Annotated in this window: 16 protein-coding genes and 1 pseudogene; 12 read left to right on the top strand and 5 right to left on the bottom strand. The window is 70.7% G+C overall.

Translation table 11 applies throughout. The features are described 5' to 3' along the window. Positions 1 to 39: 39 nt before the first annotated feature. The 9 genes and pseudogenes from ACRAKI_RS33640 to truA form a co-directional block, all read left to right on the top strand. A pseudogene (locus tag ACRAKI_RS33640) lies at positions 40 to 288 on the top strand (DUF1707 SHOCT-like domain-containing protein); the annotation flags it as partial. A gap of 519 nt (positions 289 to 807) precedes the next feature. After that, positions 808 to 1,029: a translation initiation factor IF-1 gene (gene infA / locus ACRAKI_RS33635; protein WP_005166804.1), complete on the top strand. Its 222-nt coding sequence runs from the start codon at positions 808 to 810 to the stop codon at positions 1,027 to 1,029. A 52-nt stretch (positions 1,030 to 1,081) separates the two neighbouring features. Continuing rightward, positions 1,082 to 1,195, top strand: a complete 114-nt coding sequence (gene rpmJ, locus ACRAKI_RS33630; protein ID WP_010148647.1) for a 50S ribosomal protein L36 — start codon at positions 1,082 to 1,084, stop codon at positions 1,193 to 1,195. Positions 1,196 to 1,411: 216 nt separating this feature from the next. Further along, the gene (gene rpsM, locus ACRAKI_RS33625) at positions 1,412 to 1,792 is read left to right on the top strand and encodes a 30S ribosomal protein S13 (RefSeq protein WP_447004507.1); all 381 of its coding nucleotides are present in this window, start codon (positions 1,412 to 1,414) and stop codon (positions 1,790 to 1,792) included. 37 nt (positions 1,793 to 1,829) lie between these two features. After that, positions 1,830 to 2,237, top strand: a complete 408-nt coding sequence (gene rpsK / locus ACRAKI_RS33620; protein WP_447004506.1) for a 30S ribosomal protein S11 — start codon at positions 1,830 to 1,832, stop codon at positions 2,235 to 2,237. Between the two features lie 23 nt (positions 2,238 to 2,260). After that, positions 2,261 to 2,866 carry a 30S ribosomal protein S4 gene (gene rpsD / locus ACRAKI_RS33615; RefSeq protein WP_447004505.1) on the top strand — a complete coding sequence of 202 codons (606 nt, stop codon included), beginning with the start codon at positions 2,261 to 2,263 and terminating at the stop codon, positions 2,864 to 2,866. Between the two features lie 154 nt (positions 2,867 to 3,020). Next, complete coding sequence (locus tag ACRAKI_RS33610; protein ID WP_447004504.1) at positions 3,021 to 4,073, top strand: DNA-directed RNA polymerase subunit alpha; 1,053 nt, start codon at positions 3,021 to 3,023, stop codon at positions 4,071 to 4,073. A 58-nt stretch (positions 4,074 to 4,131) separates the two neighbouring features. Further along, on the top strand, positions 4,132 to 4,707 hold the full coding sequence (gene rplQ, locus ACRAKI_RS33605; protein ID WP_447004503.1) for a 50S ribosomal protein L17: 576 nt from the start codon (positions 4,132 to 4,134) through the stop codon (positions 4,705 to 4,707). A 59-nt stretch (positions 4,708 to 4,766) separates the two neighbouring features. Further along, a complete protein-coding gene (gene truA, locus ACRAKI_RS33600; protein ID WP_447004502.1) occupies positions 4,767 to 5,558 on the top strand; it encodes a tRNA pseudouridine(38-40) synthase TruA in 792 nt (263 codons plus the stop codon). A gap of 46 nt (positions 5,559 to 5,604) precedes the next feature. Here the strand turns inward: truA and ACRAKI_RS33595 are convergent, their stop codons facing one another. The 4 genes from ACRAKI_RS33595 to eccE form a co-directional block, all read right to left on the bottom strand. Then, a complete protein-coding gene (locus ACRAKI_RS33595; protein ID WP_447004501.1) occupies positions 5,605 to 6,351 on the bottom strand; it encodes a PIG-L deacetylase family protein in 747 nt (248 codons plus the stop codon). Between the two features lie 193 nt (positions 6,352 to 6,544). Further along, positions 6,545 to 8,107: a S8 family peptidase gene (locus tag ACRAKI_RS33590; protein ID WP_447004500.1), complete on the bottom strand. Its 1,563-nt coding sequence runs from the start codon at positions 8,105 to 8,107 to the stop codon at positions 6,545 to 6,547. Between the two features lie 265 nt (positions 8,108 to 8,372). Further along, complete coding sequence (locus ACRAKI_RS33585) at positions 8,373 to 9,095, bottom strand: hypothetical protein (protein WP_184925445.1); 723 nt, start codon at positions 9,093 to 9,095, stop codon at positions 8,373 to 8,375. Then, positions 9,092 to 10,387 (bottom strand): type VII secretion protein EccE, encoded by a 1,296-nt coding sequence (gene eccE / locus ACRAKI_RS33580; RefSeq protein ID WP_447004499.1) that lies wholly within the window; start codon positions 10,385 to 10,387, stop codon positions 9,092 to 9,094. The genes ACRAKI_RS33585 and eccE overlap by 4 nt, the downstream gene beginning before the upstream one ends. A gap of 172 nt (positions 10,388 to 10,559) precedes the next feature. Here eccE and eccB point away from each other — a divergent pair, with 172 nt between their 5' ends. Genes eccB through ACRAKI_RS33565 form a run of 3 tightly spaced genes read left to right on the top strand, consistent with a single transcriptional unit; the run spans position 10,560 to position 13,712 of the window. Continuing rightward, a complete protein-coding gene (eccB, locus tag ACRAKI_RS33575; protein WP_447004498.1) occupies positions 10,560 to 12,203 on the top strand; it encodes a type VII secretion protein EccB in 1,644 nt (547 codons plus the stop codon). Positions 12,204 to 12,261: 58 nt separating this feature from the next. Beyond that, a complete protein-coding gene (locus ACRAKI_RS33570; RefSeq protein ID WP_447004497.1) occupies positions 12,262 to 12,630 on the top strand; it encodes a hypothetical protein in 369 nt (122 codons plus the stop codon). Beyond that, positions 12,630 to 13,712 (top strand): WXG100 family type VII secretion target, encoded by a 1,083-nt coding sequence (locus tag ACRAKI_RS33565; RefSeq protein ID WP_447004496.1) that lies wholly within the window; start codon positions 12,630 to 12,632, stop codon positions 13,710 to 13,712. Before ACRAKI_RS33570 ends, ACRAKI_RS33565 begins: the two co-directional genes overlap by 1 nt. Positions 13,713 to 13,799: 87 nt before the next feature. Here ACRAKI_RS33565 and mycP read toward each other — a convergent pair whose 3' ends face one another. After that, positions 13,800 to 15,230, bottom strand: a complete 1,431-nt coding sequence (gene mycP / locus ACRAKI_RS33560) for a type VII secretion-associated serine protease mycosin (RefSeq protein WP_447004495.1) — start codon at positions 15,228 to 15,230, stop codon at positions 13,800 to 13,802. Positions 15,231 to 15,233 lie beyond the last annotated feature (3 nt).

The following is a 15,233-nucleotide window of genomic DNA, read 5'->3' as shown; positions in this document are numbered from 1 at the left end:
CCCCTGGTCCACCGCGCCCTTCGCGGTGTCGGTGACAGGGTGCCCGGAGGCGTGAAAGCGGGGGTTGGCCCCCTGGTCGTCGGCCGGCCGGTGCGGTGGGATCGACCGGTGAACCAGCCAGTGCGGCCCGAAGACGTCCGAGCCTCCGATGCCGAACGCGAACTGGTCCAGCAGTGGCTGCACCGCGCCCACGCCGACGCCGACGGCAGCCTCGACCTCGCCGAGTTCGACGCCCGGGTGGTGCGCACTTGGGCGTCGAAGACCCGTGGTGACCTGGCCGTCCTCACGGCCGACCTGCCGAGCGTGCTGCCCGCCGAACCCGCCGCCGTCCCACCCGTCACCGCCCAGGTATCACCTGAACCGGTGAAAACCGGTGGTGGGCGGAAGGCGCTGAAGGTGCTCACCACGACCTGGCTCGCCGTCAGCGCGCTCAACTTCGCCCTCTGGCTGCTCGTCGGCTTCCTCGGTGACGAGGGGTTCGTGCACCCGTGGTTCCTGTGGGTCGCCGTGCCCGCCGGCTCCGTGCTCGGGGTCCTCTGGCTGAGCGCCGAGCCCCGTCGTCGACGGCGGGCACCGGCCGCGGCGGTGGCTCCGGTCGACCCGGCCCGGGTGGTGGTCCCGAGGTCCGATTTGGGTGTTCGCGCGGACCCGCGTAGTATGGACGGGTGGCGCACACGTCGCGCCGGTTCCGTCATGCCCGGGGATCTCCTTCCCGGCGTGGGCAGGGTTCGCAAGGGCCCGGAGGAGTCGGGGCGCCGCTTGGCCACACTCCGGAAGCAACACCCACCGTCACGAAACGCGGAGGACATGGGCAAGAAGGACGGGGCCATTGAGGTCGAGGGCCGCGTAGTCGAGCCGCTTCCCAACGCGATGTTCCGCGTCGAGTTGGAGAACGGTCACAAGGTCCTGGCACACATCAGCGGCAAGATGCGTCAGCACTACATCCGCATCCTCCCTGAGGACCGGGTTGTCGTGGAGCTCTCGCCCTACGACCTGTCCCGCGGGCGCATCGTCTACCGCTACAAGTGACCTCCGGCGTGCTCGCACAGGGCGCGCCGGCTGACGCAGGAGAAGCTCAGGCGTGAAGGTCCAGCCGAGCGTCAAGAAGATCTGCGACAAGTGCAAGGTGATCCGCCGTCACGGCCGGGTCATGGTGATCTGCGAGAACCTGCGCCACAAGCAGCGCCAGGGCTGACCAGACCAGCACGAGTCGAGTCTTCAGCGGACGCGACACCGAGTAAGCCTCCTCGCACCTGCCACACACGGGCACCACGTGTGGCGCACCCCCGGACTCCAGGCCGGGGCCGGGACACCGGTCGCGAGAGCGAGCGGACACTGACACAGCGAGTCAGTCCCGGGATCGGGCGAGGAGCAGACCTGGAGCAACACCACTGTTAGGAGCAAGCGCCGTATGGCACGACTCGCTGGCGTCGACCTCCCCCGCGAAAAGCGGTTGGAGATCGCGCTCACCTACATCTTCGGTATTGGTCGGACGCGCTCGAAGGAGCTGCTGACCGCCACCGAGATCTCCCCGGACGTCCGGGTGAAGGATCTCGCTGACGACGACCTGGCGAAGCTGCGGGAATACATCGAGAACCACTTCAAGGTCGAGGGTGACCTCCGCCGCGAGGTTCAGGCCGACATCCGCCGGAAGATGGAAATCGGCTGCTACGAGGGGCTGCGCCACCGTCGCAACCTGCCCGTCCGCGGGCAGCGCACCAAGACGAACGCGCGCACTCGTAAGGGTCCGAAGAAGACCGTCGCCGGCAAGAAGAAGGCCGGAAAGAAGTAAGACCTCGCGTCTCTAGCAAGTAGGAGTTCACCCAGACATGCCACCCAAGTCCCGCACGGGCGCCGGGGTCAAGAAAGTCCGGCGCAAGGAAAAGAAGAACGTCTCGCACGGCCAGGCGCACATCAAGAGCACGTTCAACAACACCATCGTGTCCATCACGGACCCGCTGGGCAACGTGATCAGCTGGGCGTCCGCCGGCCACGTCGGCTTCAAGGGCTCTCGCAAGTCCACGCCGTTCGCCGCGCAGATGGCCGCCGAGAGCGCCGCGCGCAAGGCCGCCGAGCACGGCATGCGCAAGGTCGACGTGTTCGTGAAGGGTCCCGGCTCCGGCCGCGAGACCGCGATCCGTTCGCTTCAGGCCGCCGGCCTCGAGGTCGGCACCATCCAGGACGTGACCCCGCAGCCCCACAACGGCTGCCGCCCGCCCAAGCGGCGCCGGGTCTGAGGCACGGGGAGGAGTAAGACACTATGGCTCGCTATACCGGACCGGCCACTCGCATCTCGCGCCGTCTCAAGGTCGACCTCGTCGGCGGGGACCAGGCGTTCGAGCGTCGTCCTTACCCGCCCGGCCAGCACGGCCGCGGTCGGATCAAGGAGTCCGAGTACCTGCTTCAGCTCCAGGAGAAGCAGAAGGCTCGTTACACCTACGGCGTGCTCGAGAAGCAGTTCCGCCGCTACTACGAGGAAGCGGTTCGCCGCACCGGCAAGACCGGTGAGAACCTGCTGCAGATCCTCGAGTCCCGGCTCGACAACGTGGTGTACCGCGCGGGTCTCGCGCGCACCCGTCGTCAGGCCCGCCAGCTGGTCAACCACGGTCACTTCATCGTGAACGGCCAGAAGGTCAACATCCCGAGCTTCCGGGTGTCGAAGTTCGACATCATCGACGTGAAGCCGAAGTCGCTGCCCACGCTGCCCTTCGAGGCCGCGCGCGCTTCCTTCGGTGACCGGCCGATCCCGGCGTGGCTCCAGGTCGTGCAGTCCAACCTGCGCATCCTGGTGCACCAGCTCCCGGAGCGGGCGCAGATCGACACGCCCGTCACGGAACAGCTCATCGTCGAGCTCTACTCGAAGTGATCCTCCTGGAGGGGGTTCCACCCGATCGGGTGGAACCCCCTCCAGCCGGGTCCCGCGGCGGCACGAAATGGTGTGTCGCATGCGTTTGCCGGTCTCCGCGACCGGCTTCCACGACGTCAAATAGCGGGCGTCGGGGTGAGAAGGGAAGAACCCAGTGCTGATTTCCCAGCGTCCCTCGCTCAGCGAGGAATCGGTCAACGAGACCCGCTCCCGGTTCGTCATCGAACCGCTGGAGCCGGGCTTCGGCTACACCCTCGGCAACTCGATTCGCCGCACCCTGCTGTCGTCCATCCCCGGCGCGGCCGTGACCAGCATCCGCATCGACGGTGTGCTGCACGAGTTCACGACCGTCCCCGGTGTGAAGGAAGACGTCACCGACGTGATCCTCAACCTCAAGGAGCTGGTCGTCAGCTCCGAGGAGGACGAGCCGGTGACCATGTACCTGCGCAAGCAGGGGCCGGGCGCGGTGACCGCGGGCGACATCGTGCCTCCGGCCGGTGTCACCGTGCACAACCCCGACCTGCACATCGCCACCCTGAACGGCAAGGGCAAGCTGGAGATCGAGCTCGTGGTCGAGCGCGGTCGCGGCTACGTCCCCGCCGTCCAGAACAAGCAGGCCGGTGCCGAGATCGGCCGCATTCCGGTCGACTCGATCTACTCGCCCGTCATGAAGGTGACCTACAAGGTCGAGGCCACCCGTGTCGAGCAGCGGACCGACTTCGACAAGCTGATCCTCGACGTCGAGACCAAGCCGTCCATCACGCCGCGTGACGCTGTCGCGTCGGCGGGTAAGACGCTGGTCGAGCTGTTCGGTCTCGCTCGCGAGCTGAACGTCGACGCCGAGGGCATCGAGATCGGCCCCTCGCCCGCCGAGGCGGACACCATCGCGGCGTTCGCGATGCCGATCGAGGACTTGGACCTCACCGTCCGGTCCTACAACTGCCTCAAGCGCGAGGGCATCCACACCGTGGGCGAGCTGGTCTCGCGCAGCGAGGCGGACCTGCTGGACATCCGCAACTTCGGTGCGAAGTCGATCGACGAGGTCAAGATGAAGCTCGTCGGTCTCGGCCTCGCGCTGAAGGACAGCCCCCCTGGGTTCGACCCGTCGGCCGCCGCGTCCGACTACCCCGCCGAAGGCTGGGGCACGGACACCGCCGTGGACAACCACGACGACGGCCAGGACTACGCGGAGACCGAGCAGCTCTGAGGTCGCTTAGCGGCCGGGCCGGAGCAGAGGATCAGAAAGAAATCCGAGGAGCAATTCGATGCCCACCCCCACCAAGGGACCCCGTCTCGGGGGCTCGCCGGCCCACGAGCGGCTGATGCTGGCCAACCTGGCCACGTCCCTGTTCACCTACGGTCGGATCACGACCACCGAGGCGAAGGCGAAGCGGCTCCGTCCGTACGCCGAGAAGCTGATCAGCAAGGCGAAGGTCGGTGACCTGCACAACCGTCGCGAGATCCTCAAGGTGATCCGCGACAAGGACATCGTGCACAAGCTGTTCGCCGAGATCGGTCCGCAGTTCGCCGACCGCCCCGGTGGCTACACCCGCATCACCAAGACGATGCCGCGCAAGGGCGACAACGCGCCCATGGCCGTCATCGAGTTGGTCGCGGAGCAGACCGTCACCGCCGAGGCGGAGCGCGCCCGCAAGACCAAGTTCGCCAAGGACGAGGCCACCACCAAGGCCGCGACCGAGGAGACCAAGGTCGAGGACGCCGCCACGGACGTGGAGGACCAGGACGCCGACGCGCCCGAGTCCGCCACGAAGGACGCCGCCGAGGAGCCCGCCGAGGGCTCCGACGAGGCTCCGAAGGCCGAGAAGAAGGACGAGTCCTGACGGACGCGGACTTCACCGACGAGCCCGTCGTTCCCGCTGGGGACGACGGGCTCGTTCGTGTGCGACTCGACTTGGCGTACGACGGCACGGACTTCTCCGGGTGGGCGCGGCAGCCCGATCGCCGGACGGTGTGCGGTGTCCTGGAGGACACCATGTCGACGGTGCTGCGCGAGGACGTGCAGCTGACCGTGGCGGGCCGGACGGACGCCGGTGTGCACGCGTCGGGGCAGGTGGCGCACGTGGACCTGCCGTCCGGTGTGGACGTCGCCGGGCTGCCCAAGCGCCTGGCGCGGGCGCTGCCGGCCGATGTGCGGGTGTTCTCGGCACGGGTGGTGCCCGCCGCGTTCGACGCGCGGTTCGCCGCCTTGCGCCGGCACTACGAGTACCGGGTCACCGACGCCGCTTTCGGCGCGCACCCGTTGCGCCGGTTGGACACGCTGGCCTGGCCGCGCCCGCTGTCGCTCGACGCGTTGAACGCCGCGTCGCGACTGTTGCTGGGCGAACGGGACTTCTGCGCGTTCTGCCGGCGGCGTGAGGGCGCGACGACGATCCGCGAGCTGCAACGGCTGGAGTGGGTGCGCGACGGTGACGTGCTGACCGCTTTCGTGTCCGCGGACGCGTTCTGCCACTCGATGGTGCGCAGCCTGGTCGGGGCGCTGGTCGCGGTGGGCGAGGGGCGCAAGCCGGTGGACTGGCCCGCGTCGCTGCTGTCGCTGACCGCGCGGTCCAGCGAGGTCACGGTGGCGCCGCCGCACGGGTTGTCCCTGGTCCGGGTCGACTACCCACCGGACGACGAGCTGGCCGCGCGGGCCGCCGTCACCCGGAACGTGCGCGTCGCCTCGACCGGTTGAACCGCGCGACCGCGTCGACCGCTGAACCGCGTCCGGCGCCATCGCCTCATCGGGCGCGCAAGCGTTTGCGCTCGATGTACCACTCGGTGCCCAGCACGACTCTGAACAGCGGAGGCGGCAGGGTGAGCAGCGCGGCGAGGGTCTTGGTCGACTCGCCGCCGGTGGTCTGCGTGGCGTGAGCCGCCATCGCCGCCCGCTTCACGCCCGCGTACCGCCGCACGTCCACCGAGTGGGTGATCTCGTGGCGTGCGGTGAAGGCCTGCTCGAACGGGGCGAGGTCGAACCTGCGGGCCAGCCGGGCGAGCTTCAGGCCGCGCAGCAGCAGGGTCCGGTCGACGGTCGCCTCCCACACCCTGGGTGTGCCGGCGAGCTCGGCGGCCAGCGTCCCGACCCGGTGGGCCTGGACGTGGTCGGGGTGCCCGTAGCCGCCGTGGGGGTCGTAGGTGGTGACCAGGTCGGCGCGTTCCTCGTGCAGGAGCTCGGCGAGTTCTCCCGCGGCGTCGGCCACGTCGGCGTGCGCGAACCCCTCGCCGTTCTCGCGACCGGACAGCCCGGAGTCGGCGTAGCCCAGGAACTCCACGCGCGCGCACCCGAGCACGCGGGCCGACGCGTGGACCTCTCTCGTCCGGACGGCGCCGAGGTCGGTGCGCCGGGCGCTCAACCCCCGTTCACCGGCGGTCGCGAAGACCAGCACCACCCGGTGCCCCTCCTCGGCGAGGCGCGCCATCGTGCCGCCCGTCAGCAGGGCTTCGTCGTCGGGATGGGCGTGGAAGAAGACGCACGTTCGGCTCACGGGTGCAAGAGTGTCAGTTGCGCCGTTCGGCGGCTTGACGGGAGTTGCGCCGGTCGATCACCCGCGTCGCCGGTCGCCGCTCCAGGCGCTGGCGTGACGTCTCCGCTTCTCCGCTCGGCAGGTGAGACGCGGAGCGGCCCCTCACCGGCGGAAGGTGGTGAGGGGCCGCTGTGGGGCGGTTGGTCCGGGCGTCCTAGAGGTCGAGGGTCCAGGAGTCGATGTAGCCGGTGTCCTGGCTGAAGACGTCACGCACCCGCAGCTGCCAGGTGCCGTTGGCGTTCTCCGCCGACAGGTTCAGCTTGTACGTCGCGTCCACGTTGTCCGCGCTGTCCGAACCGGACTGCACCTTCAACTGCTTGACCGCGCCGCTCGGCGTCACCAGGTCGATCACCAGGTCGCCCCGGTACGTGTGCTTGACGTGCACCTCGACCGTGGCCGCCGCACTCGCCTTGCCACCGCAGTCGGTCACGGTGATGGGGCTGGACGCGACGCCGAGGTCCGGCACGGCCACGTCGGTCGCGTTCGTCTTGGCCGGGCACCCGCCGGGCGGCGGGGTGGACTCGCCGACCAGGCGCAGCAGCTTGTTCGGCGAACCGGTGCCCGCGTTGCCGACCACGCCGTTCGTGGCGCCGTTCACCAGGGCGTCCCGCACCTGCTGCGGCGTCGCCGTGGGGTTCGCGGCGAGGTAGACGGCCGCCGCGCCGACCACGTGGGGCGTCGCCATGGACGTGCCGCTGATCGTGTTGGTGGCGGTGTCGTTGGTGTGCCACGCCGACGTGATCGACGAGCCCGGCGCGAAGATGTCCAGGCAGGTGCCGATGTTGGAGAACGACGACCGGGCGTCGGTGTTGGTCGTGGAGCCGACCGTGATCGCCTCCAGGGTGCGCGCCGGGGTCGTGTTGCACGCGTTGGCGCCGTTGTCGTTGCCCGCCGCGAGCCCGTACGTCACGCCGGACGCGATGGAGTTGCGCACGGCCTGGTCGACCGTGGCGTCCGCGCCGCCACCCAGCGACATGTTCGCGACCGCCGGCTTGACGGCGTTCGCCGTCACCCAGTCGATCCCGGCGATGACGCCCGCGTACGTGCCGGAGCCCGCGCAGTTCAGCACCCGCACGCCGACCAGCTTGGCCTTCTTCGCCACGCCGTGCGCGCCGCCGCCGACGGTGCCCGCCACGTGCGTGCCGTGGCCGTTGCAGTCGGAGGCGTCGTTGTCGTTGTCCACGGTGTCGCGGCCGGACACGGCGCGACCGCCGAAGTCCGTGTGCGAGAGCCGGATGCCCGTGTCGATGATGTAGGCGGTGACGCCCTCACCCTCGTTCGGGTACGTGTACGAGTTGTCCAGCGGCAGCGCGGCCTGGTCGACCCGATCCAGGCCCCACGACGGGGTGGGCGCCTGCGTGCCGGAGATCGTCACCTCGCCGTCCTGCTGCACGTACGACACCGACGGGTCGGCGGCGAGCTTGCGGGCCTGCGCCTCGGTCATGGTGGCCGAGAAGCCGCGCAGCGCGCTGGAGTACCGGTGCCGGACCTTCGCCTCGTACTTGTCGCTCAACGCGTCCACGCTGCTCGCGCTGACGTCGTGGAGCACGACGATGTAGCTGTCCTTCACCGAGTTCGGCGCACCCGACCCGCGGATGGGGCCCTCTTCGGCCGCCGACGTGAAGGTGGTCAGCGCGGCCGTCACCGCGAACGCCGTACCCGTCGCCAGCCCGACACCGGTCAACCGTTTCGTCCAGGACGCGCGAACGTCTGCCATGGCAGGGGGTCTCCTCTTCGCAGGGTGGTGTCGGACGGTGTCACCGCGAAACCGTCCGGACACGGTGAGTTGTTCCTAGTTCGCCCTGCGGGTGGCGCGCAATGATTTGCCGGCAACAACCGACGGACGGACGGTCCACAGATTTTGTCGCGCTGTGAACGCATTACTGCGCGGAGTGACTGGACCGGCCGCGAAAAATATGCCCCCGGACGAATCGTCCGGGGGCACATCGGGCACATCGGGCAGGTCGGGTCTTCGGGGGAGGTCAGTCGCCGCGGCGGACCGCACCCAGGATCTGTTGTTCACCGGGAGTGGTGACCAGCCGCAACGGCCGCCACAGGTTCGTGCCGAGCGCGATCACCTGGTCGTCCTTGAGCGTGGTGAGCTGGTGCGCCATCTGCGGCGGCAGCCGCCAGATCTGCGACGCCAACTGCGCCTGCCCGAGCGGCAGCCGCTGGAGCAGCACCAGGTCCGCGGAATTCGCGGTGTTCGCCGCCTGCGGGTGCAAATAGGGCAGGACGTACATCGTCGTCTGCCACGGCGACCGCGGCGGGAACAGCTCCTGCGGCACGTGGCCGCCGTCGTGCACGACCAGCAGCGGGCTGTCCTCGGACGGACGCGGCAGCTCCACCGGGCTCAGTCGCCGCAGCTGCACCAGCGGCGAGGGACGGCCGTCCGGGCCCGCGCCCGCCGCGCGCACCACCGGCTGCCACGCCGCCGGGCGGCCCGTCGCGATGGTGATCCACGCGCCCGTCGCCATCGCCCGCAGCGCGATCTGCCGGGCCAGGTACAGCCCGCCGACCACGACCATGCGGGTCGGCGCGGACCGCAGCACCGAGATCGTCAGCGGCTCGCCCTGCAGACCCGAGCCGAGCACCATGCCGCCGCGATCGCCGGACGGGCTCACCACGTCCAGCAGCTGCGGCGACACCAGGAACTCCGGCGCCACGCCCCTGCTCTGCGAGTTCAGCAGGCGGGAGTTGCTCACGCCACACCTCCCAGCGGCAGCGTCGCGGCCAACCCGGCGACCTGGAGGCCGTTCAGCGGGGTCAGGGTGATGCCGAGCTTGTCGGACAACGCCTTCAGCCGGTCGTCGGCGCGGTCCAGCTCGGACGGCGTCCGCGCGCTCACCCGCACCATGCCGCGCAGGCCGACCTGGCCCTGCTCGCTGCTCGGCGAGATCGTCATGGACAGCGTCGAGGACAGCGCCCGCACGCCGGTCAGCGCGTTCAGGTTGTTCCGCATGCCCTTGGCGGGCCAGCCGGTGATCGCGTAGCTGGCGTGGCCGACGCCGCCCGCCGTCACGCCGGACCACTTCTCGCGCAGCGACACCGACTTGTTCGCACCGGCCACCGAGGTCAGTTCGGCCGCCGAGATGCCCGCCCGGATCAGCTCGTCCGGGTCGAGCGGGCGGATGGACACACCCGCCGACTCCAGCGCGTTGCGCACCCGGGACAGGGCGCCGATCAACGCGCGGTGCGCGCCCACGACGCCGCCACCGCGCTCCCGGATCGCCGCCGCGCACCGCCGCGGGTCGAGCCGCACCGCGATCCACGTGGTCCGGCGGGCCGCCGCGGGCAGCGGGCCGAGCACTTCCAGGTACGAGTTGAGCGCGGGCGAGTTCACCGGCAGCGCCGCGCTGCCCGGGTAGCAGTGCCAGATCACGGAGATCGCGTCCAACACCACACCGCGGTCTTCCAACGTCGGCGCGAGCGCGCCCAGCGGCAGCGAAGGCGCGCTGCCCACCGCGGTGATCAGACCCGGCGCCGGGTCGACCAGCAGCACGGCGGTCCACGCGCCCTGGTGCCACGCCATGCCCAGCGGACGGCGCTCGTGGTCGACGCCCTTGGCCACCACCAGGTCCGGCACCGCCAGGCGCAGCAACGCCACGCGGGGGTCGTCCGGGCCGATGACCGAGGACTCCTCCTCCGACGGCGGCTTCATCTCCGCCGGACCGCTGCGTGCGGCCGTGCGGCCGTGCGAGCGGAAGCTGTACCGCACCACCAGGGAGATCCACTGGGTCAGCCAGCGACCTCGCGACCTGGTGAACGCGAGGACCAGCGCGATCAGCACGATGCCGCCCGCGATGTACACGTGCACGGGCTCGACGCCGTCACCCGTGGCGCCGACCGCCAGCAGGACCAGGGCGATGGCGATGCCGACTTCGAGCACGACCAGGTTGGCGACCGGCAGCGCGCCCAGGCTCGCACCTGCGGTGCGGCGCCGTGCCCGGAGCAGCGCGGCGCGCACGGCGCCACCCGCGGCCTGCGCGCGCGCCATGGCGGGGTTGGGTGGGCCCGGATGTGGGGTGGTCACGGACATCCGCTCTGGTTCTCTTTCCGTCGGCGTGCGCCGGGTGGGGCCGACCGGGTCTGACCAACCCGCACACGGACCACCCGCCGTCCGGCTATCGTGCAGACCGTACCGCGACTGGGAGAGCAGCGAGCCGAGAATGGCATCAACACCCACCACCAAGTCACAGGTCCAGGCCTACCGCTTCGTGCTGCGCCGGATGCAGTCCGCCCTGGTGCGCAGAGACGCGGTGATGCTGCACGACCCGATGCGCACGCATTCGCGCGCGACCGCGGTGGGTGTCCTGCTCGGCATCATCGGCATGATCGGGTTCCTCATCTTCGGCTTCTTCTCGCCGGACCCGCAGATCGACGGGGACACGCAGATCGCCATCTCCAAGGAGACGGGCCAGGTCTACGTCGTGCGCGAGATCAACCGGGCCAAGACGTTGATCCCGATGACGAACCTGGCGTCCGCGCGGCTGTTGCTGCTGCAGCAACAGGCCGCGGACACGAGCCAGGCGAGCGTCGGCGGCGGTGACGCGGCGGCCGGTGCGGTCAACCAGGCGCCGCAGGTCGCGGGCGGCGCGCCGAAGCTGGTCACCGAGAAGGCGTTGGCGAAGCTGCCCAAGGGCCGGTTGACGGGTATCCCGGACGGCCCGGACGTGCTGCCCAAGCCGGAGGACCGGATCGGCTCGGACTGGTCCGTGTGCGACACGCTGATGTTGGACGAGACGCTGAACGACCCGTCGTCGCCCGGCAAGTTCACCACCACCGTGCTGGCCGGTATCAGCGGCGGCGGCGACCTGCTCGACGGCAACCGCGCCCTGCTGGTGCGTGCGGGCACCGACGACAAGCAGGCGTACCTGATCTACAAGGCGCCGGTGAACTCCAAGATCACCTCGACCTCCACGGTCCGGGCGAAGGTCGACTTGGGCGACGAAGAAGTCCTCAACGCGTTGAACCTGACGAACAAGAGGCCGCGGGCGATCAGCAGTGGTCTGCTCAACGCGATCCCCGAGGCGAAGCCGTTGGTGGCGCCCGAGGTCCCGGGTCGCGGCCAGCCGGTGGCGTACATCACCAGGCCGAGCGGGCTGAAGGTCGGCGGCGTGATCGAGGTCCGGCGCGCCGGCGCGGCGTCCGAGTTCCACGTGCTGCTGAAGGACGGCCTCCAGAGGGTCAGCCGGGCCGCGGCCGACCTGCTCCGGGCGGCCGACGCGCAGGGCACCGCGCCGAAGCTGGTCGACATCGCGGACATCAACAACGCGCCGACCACCGAGCAGCTCGACTTCGCCGACTACCCGCCGGACGTGCCGGAGGTGTTGGAGCCCAACCAGAACAACCGGGTGATCTGCCTCGGCTGGCAGGCGAAGGACGTCACGTCGGACAACAAGTCGCAGCACACCAAGGTGACCATCGCGCCGTCGCTGCCGATCCCGGCCGACGCGCGACCGGTGCCCATCAACCAGGTCGGCGCGACCGGCGAGGTCGTCAGCGAGTTCGTGATGATGCCGGGCAAGTCGGCGGTGGTGCGCAGCTCGACGTCCACCCAGGACTTCGCCAGCGGCCCGATCCACCTGATCACCGGTCGTGGCGTGAAGTACGGCATCCCGGACACGACGACGAGTGCCGCGCTGGGGCTGGGCGCGGACGGTTTCGCGCCCGGACCGGAGTCGATCCTGCGACTGCTCCCCAACGGGCCGCAGCTCAACCGCAACGACGCCTCCCGCAGCTGGGACTCCATCCCGGTGCCGAAGAGCAACAGCCTGCTGCCCGAGGAACAGGCGCGCAAACAGGGCAGCTGACCCCTGTGGCGGAACCGGCGCGGGCCGGTTCCCGTCAGACGGTGCGGGAGGTGGCGCGGTGAACGAGGTCACACGCAGGCCCGCGGTCGCGGCGGCGGGCACCCGGCAGGTGTCGGTCGACCCGCGGTGGTTGGAGCTGTACGCGAAGCGCGTCGACGAGGCGGCCGAGGAGTTGACCCGTGCGCGGGACGAGCTCCGGGAGGACCCGGTGCGCCCGCAGAGCTTCGGCGAGCTGGGGCGTGCGCTGCGCAACGCCGAGGCGTACGGCCGGGCCGCGGCGATGCTGAACCAGCAGCTGGACCGGGCGTGCGAGGTGCTGACGTCGGCGGGGAAGGGCCTGCACGAGGTGGCCGAGCACTACGGCGCCCAGGACGACGAAGCCGTCGCGCTGATCAAGGCCGTGGAACGCCGGACGGGGTCGCTCTGATGCGGGGCAAGGACGGCAGGCAGATCGCCGCCGAGGTCGGGCCGGAGCTGGACTACCTGTCCGGGATCAGCCGCCGGCTCGGCGTGCGCGACCTGGTGGCGGACTACTTCACGCCCGTCGTGGGCGACTGGAACGACCTGCACGACGAGGCGGAGCGCTGGCGCAAGGCCGGGCTGGTCGCCGAGCACGTGACGCGTGACCTGACCAAGCCGCTGGGCAAGCTCGACTCGGCGTGGCAGGGCAAGGACGCGGACTCGTTCGTGGAGCACATGCAGAAGGTCGGTCTCGCCGGGCACGACATGTCCGACGCGATGCACGCGATGGGCGAGGCGCTGGACCACACCGCCGAGGGCATCCGCGGCATCGTCGAGGACATGTCACGGGTGTACGCCGAGGCGGCCGACGTGGTGTCCGGCGCGGCGGCGTTGCCGGTGGACGGCGACCGGCGCGTGATCGAGGCGCTGGACGAGCTGCAGGACCCGGCGAAGGAGCTGCACGAGTCGGTGCGCGACGTGCTGGAGGCGTTCCTCCGGCTGTGCGACGGTGTCTCCGGATCGGCGGACTTCGCCGACGTGAAGATGGACCACAAGTACCCCGAGCAGGACTGGACGTTCACGGAGCCGGCGAAGCCGACCGCGCCGCAGCCCTCGGCCACCCCTCCCGCGGACACCAAGCCCGCCGCTGCGGCTGGTGGTGGTGGTGCCGGCGGCGGTGCCGGGTCCGGTGGCGGTGGCGGTGCCGGGTCCGGTGGCGGTGGCGGCGGTGGTGTGCCGGGAGGTCTGTCCGGCGGGGACGCCCCGGAGCGCATGCAGCAGGGCGGGTCGACGGCGGTGTCCGAGCCGCGCTTCTCGGAGCAGGGCGTCCGCCCGGCCGCTGCGGCGGCCGGTCCGTCCGGCCCGCCGTCCGCCGGTGGTGGCGCCGGGGTGGTGGGCGGCGGCATGGGCATGATGGGCGGTATGGGCGCCGGCGGTCAGCAGGGCGGCGACAAGGAGCACAAGTCGAAGGTCCAGCTGGCCGGCTCGACCGAGCAGGTCTTCGGCAAGCCCAAGAAGGCCGCCCCGCCGGTCCTCGGCGAGGACTGAAGCCGGACAAGAGAACCGAAGCCGGACAAGAGAAGGGCCGCCTGGGACAGGCGGCCCTTCTGCCGTCAGTGGACTGTCGTGAGCGGACTAGGCGGAGGACCGTCTCACCGGGACGGCGGCCCGCCTGGCCCGGTTGCGGTTGACGGTGTGCACGATGAACAGCGTCAGCAGCAGGAGCCCGACGCCCGCGCCCGTCCCGGACAGCGCCACGATCATCGGCGCGTTGTTCGGCGGGTCCAGCGGGTCGAGGGTGGTCATCAGCTGCTTGGGCGACACCGGCTTCGCGCCCTCGCGCTCCGACGGCAGCTCGGCGGTCAGCGCGGCCACCGGGTTGACGATCCCGTAGCCGACCTTGTGGTCCCGGCCGCTCGGGTTGCCCGGGTGCTGCGCGGTGGCCTTGATCCGGTCCATCACCTGGCGCGCGTTCAGGTGCGGGAAGCGTTCGCGCACCAGCGCGGCCACGCCCGCCACGTACGGCGACGCGAAGCTGGTGCCCTGGATGGCGGTGGTCCGACCGGTCGGGTCGGTGTTGGCGTTGGTCAGGCCCTTGCCGGCCGGGTCGAGCGTCACGATGTCCTCACCCGGCGCGGCCACGCTGACCCACGGGCCCCACACCGAGAACGACGACACCTCACCCTCGATGTTCACCGACCCGACGGACAGCACGTCGTCGGCGTACCACGGCGGTGACGCGACGACCTTGACGTTCTTCGGGTCCTGGTTGTCGTTCTGCGCGCCGCACCCGCCCTCGTCGCCGAGGTTGCCGGCGGCGGTGACGATGACGGCGTCCTTCTCGTTCACCGCCCAGTCGATCGCGGCCTGGAGCTCGCGTTCCGAGTTGCTGGGCTCGTGCGGCGGTTCGCACGAGGTCAGCGAGATGTTGATGACCTTCGCGCCCTTCGTGGCCGCGGTCACGATCGCCTGCGCCAGGGTGCCGACCTTGCCGGCGGACGGCCGGCTGTCCACCTTCTTCGGGTCGTCGAACTTGTAGCGGTCGCTGGTCTGCCGGATCGCCAGCAGGTCCGCCTCGGGCGCGGCGCCGACGAACCCGGTCTCGTCGTCCCGGCTGGCCGCCGCCACGCCGGCGACCCCGGTGCCGTGGCCGTCGCAGTCGACGACCCCGCGCTCGGCGGTCTCCACGTAGTCGCCGCCCGCGGTGACCCGCCCGGCGAGGCGCGGGTGCTCGGCGTTGACGCCCGTGTCGATGATGGCCAGCATGATGCCGTTGCCGGTGGCGAAGCGGTGCGCCTCCTCCAGCCGGAGCTGCATCTGGCCCCAGGGCTTGTTCACGATGCGCTGGTCACCGGTGCCCGAGGTGATGCACTGGACGTGCTTCTCGTAGTTGACGTCTTCCTGCGGCTCGACGAACTGCTTGAGGAAGCGCTTGTCGACGGGTGGCGGCTGCGAGTTCGGCCGGCTGTCCGGTGCGGTGGTCGTGGTCGGCTGCGCGTGCGCGCCGGGCGTGCCCACGAGCATGGCCGTCACCGCGGCCAGCGCGGCGATCCTGCGGATGCGCATCAC

The organism is Saccharothrix isguenensis (assembly GCF_052936305.1).
The sequence above is the reverse complement of the archived record's forward strand: the minus strand, read 5'-3'. Positions and strand labels throughout refer to the sequence as shown.

Coding starts and splice junctions, on each gene's coding strand:
- rpsD (WP_447004505.1), top strand. CDS start 2,261: ATGGCTCGCTATACCGGACCGGCCACTCGCATCTCGCGCCGTCTCAAG.
- rpsM (WP_447004507.1), top strand. CDS start 1,412: ATGGCACGACTCGCTGGCGTCGACCTCCCCCGCGAAAAGCGGTTGGAG.
- ACRAKI_RS33590 (WP_447004500.1), bottom strand. CDS start 8,107: ATGGCAGACGTTCGCGCGTCCTGGACGAAACGGTTGACCGGTGTCGGG.
- mycP (WP_447004495.1), bottom strand. CDS start 15,230: ATGCGCATCCGCAGGATCGCCGCGCTGGCCGCGGTGACGGCCATGCTC.
- rplQ (WP_447004503.1), top strand. CDS start 4,132: ATGCCCACCCCCACCAAGGGACCCCGTCTCGGGGGCTCGCCGGCCCAC.
- eccE (WP_447004499.1), bottom strand. CDS start 10,387: ATGGCGCGCGCGCAGGCCGCGGGTGGCGCCGTGCGCGCCGCGCTGCTC.
- infA (WP_005166804.1), top strand. CDS start 808: ATGGGCAAGAAGGACGGGGCCATTGAGGTCGAGGGCCGCGTAGTCGAG.
- eccB (WP_447004498.1), top strand. CDS start 10,560: ATGGCATCAACACCCACCACCAAGTCACAGGTCCAGGCCTACCGCTTC.
- rpsK (WP_447004506.1), top strand. CDS start 1,830: ATGCCACCCAAGTCCCGCACGGGCGCCGGGGTCAAGAAAGTCCGGCGC.
- ACRAKI_RS33565 (WP_447004496.1), top strand. CDS start 12,630: ATGCGGGGCAAGGACGGCAGGCAGATCGCCGCCGAGGTCGGGCCGGAG.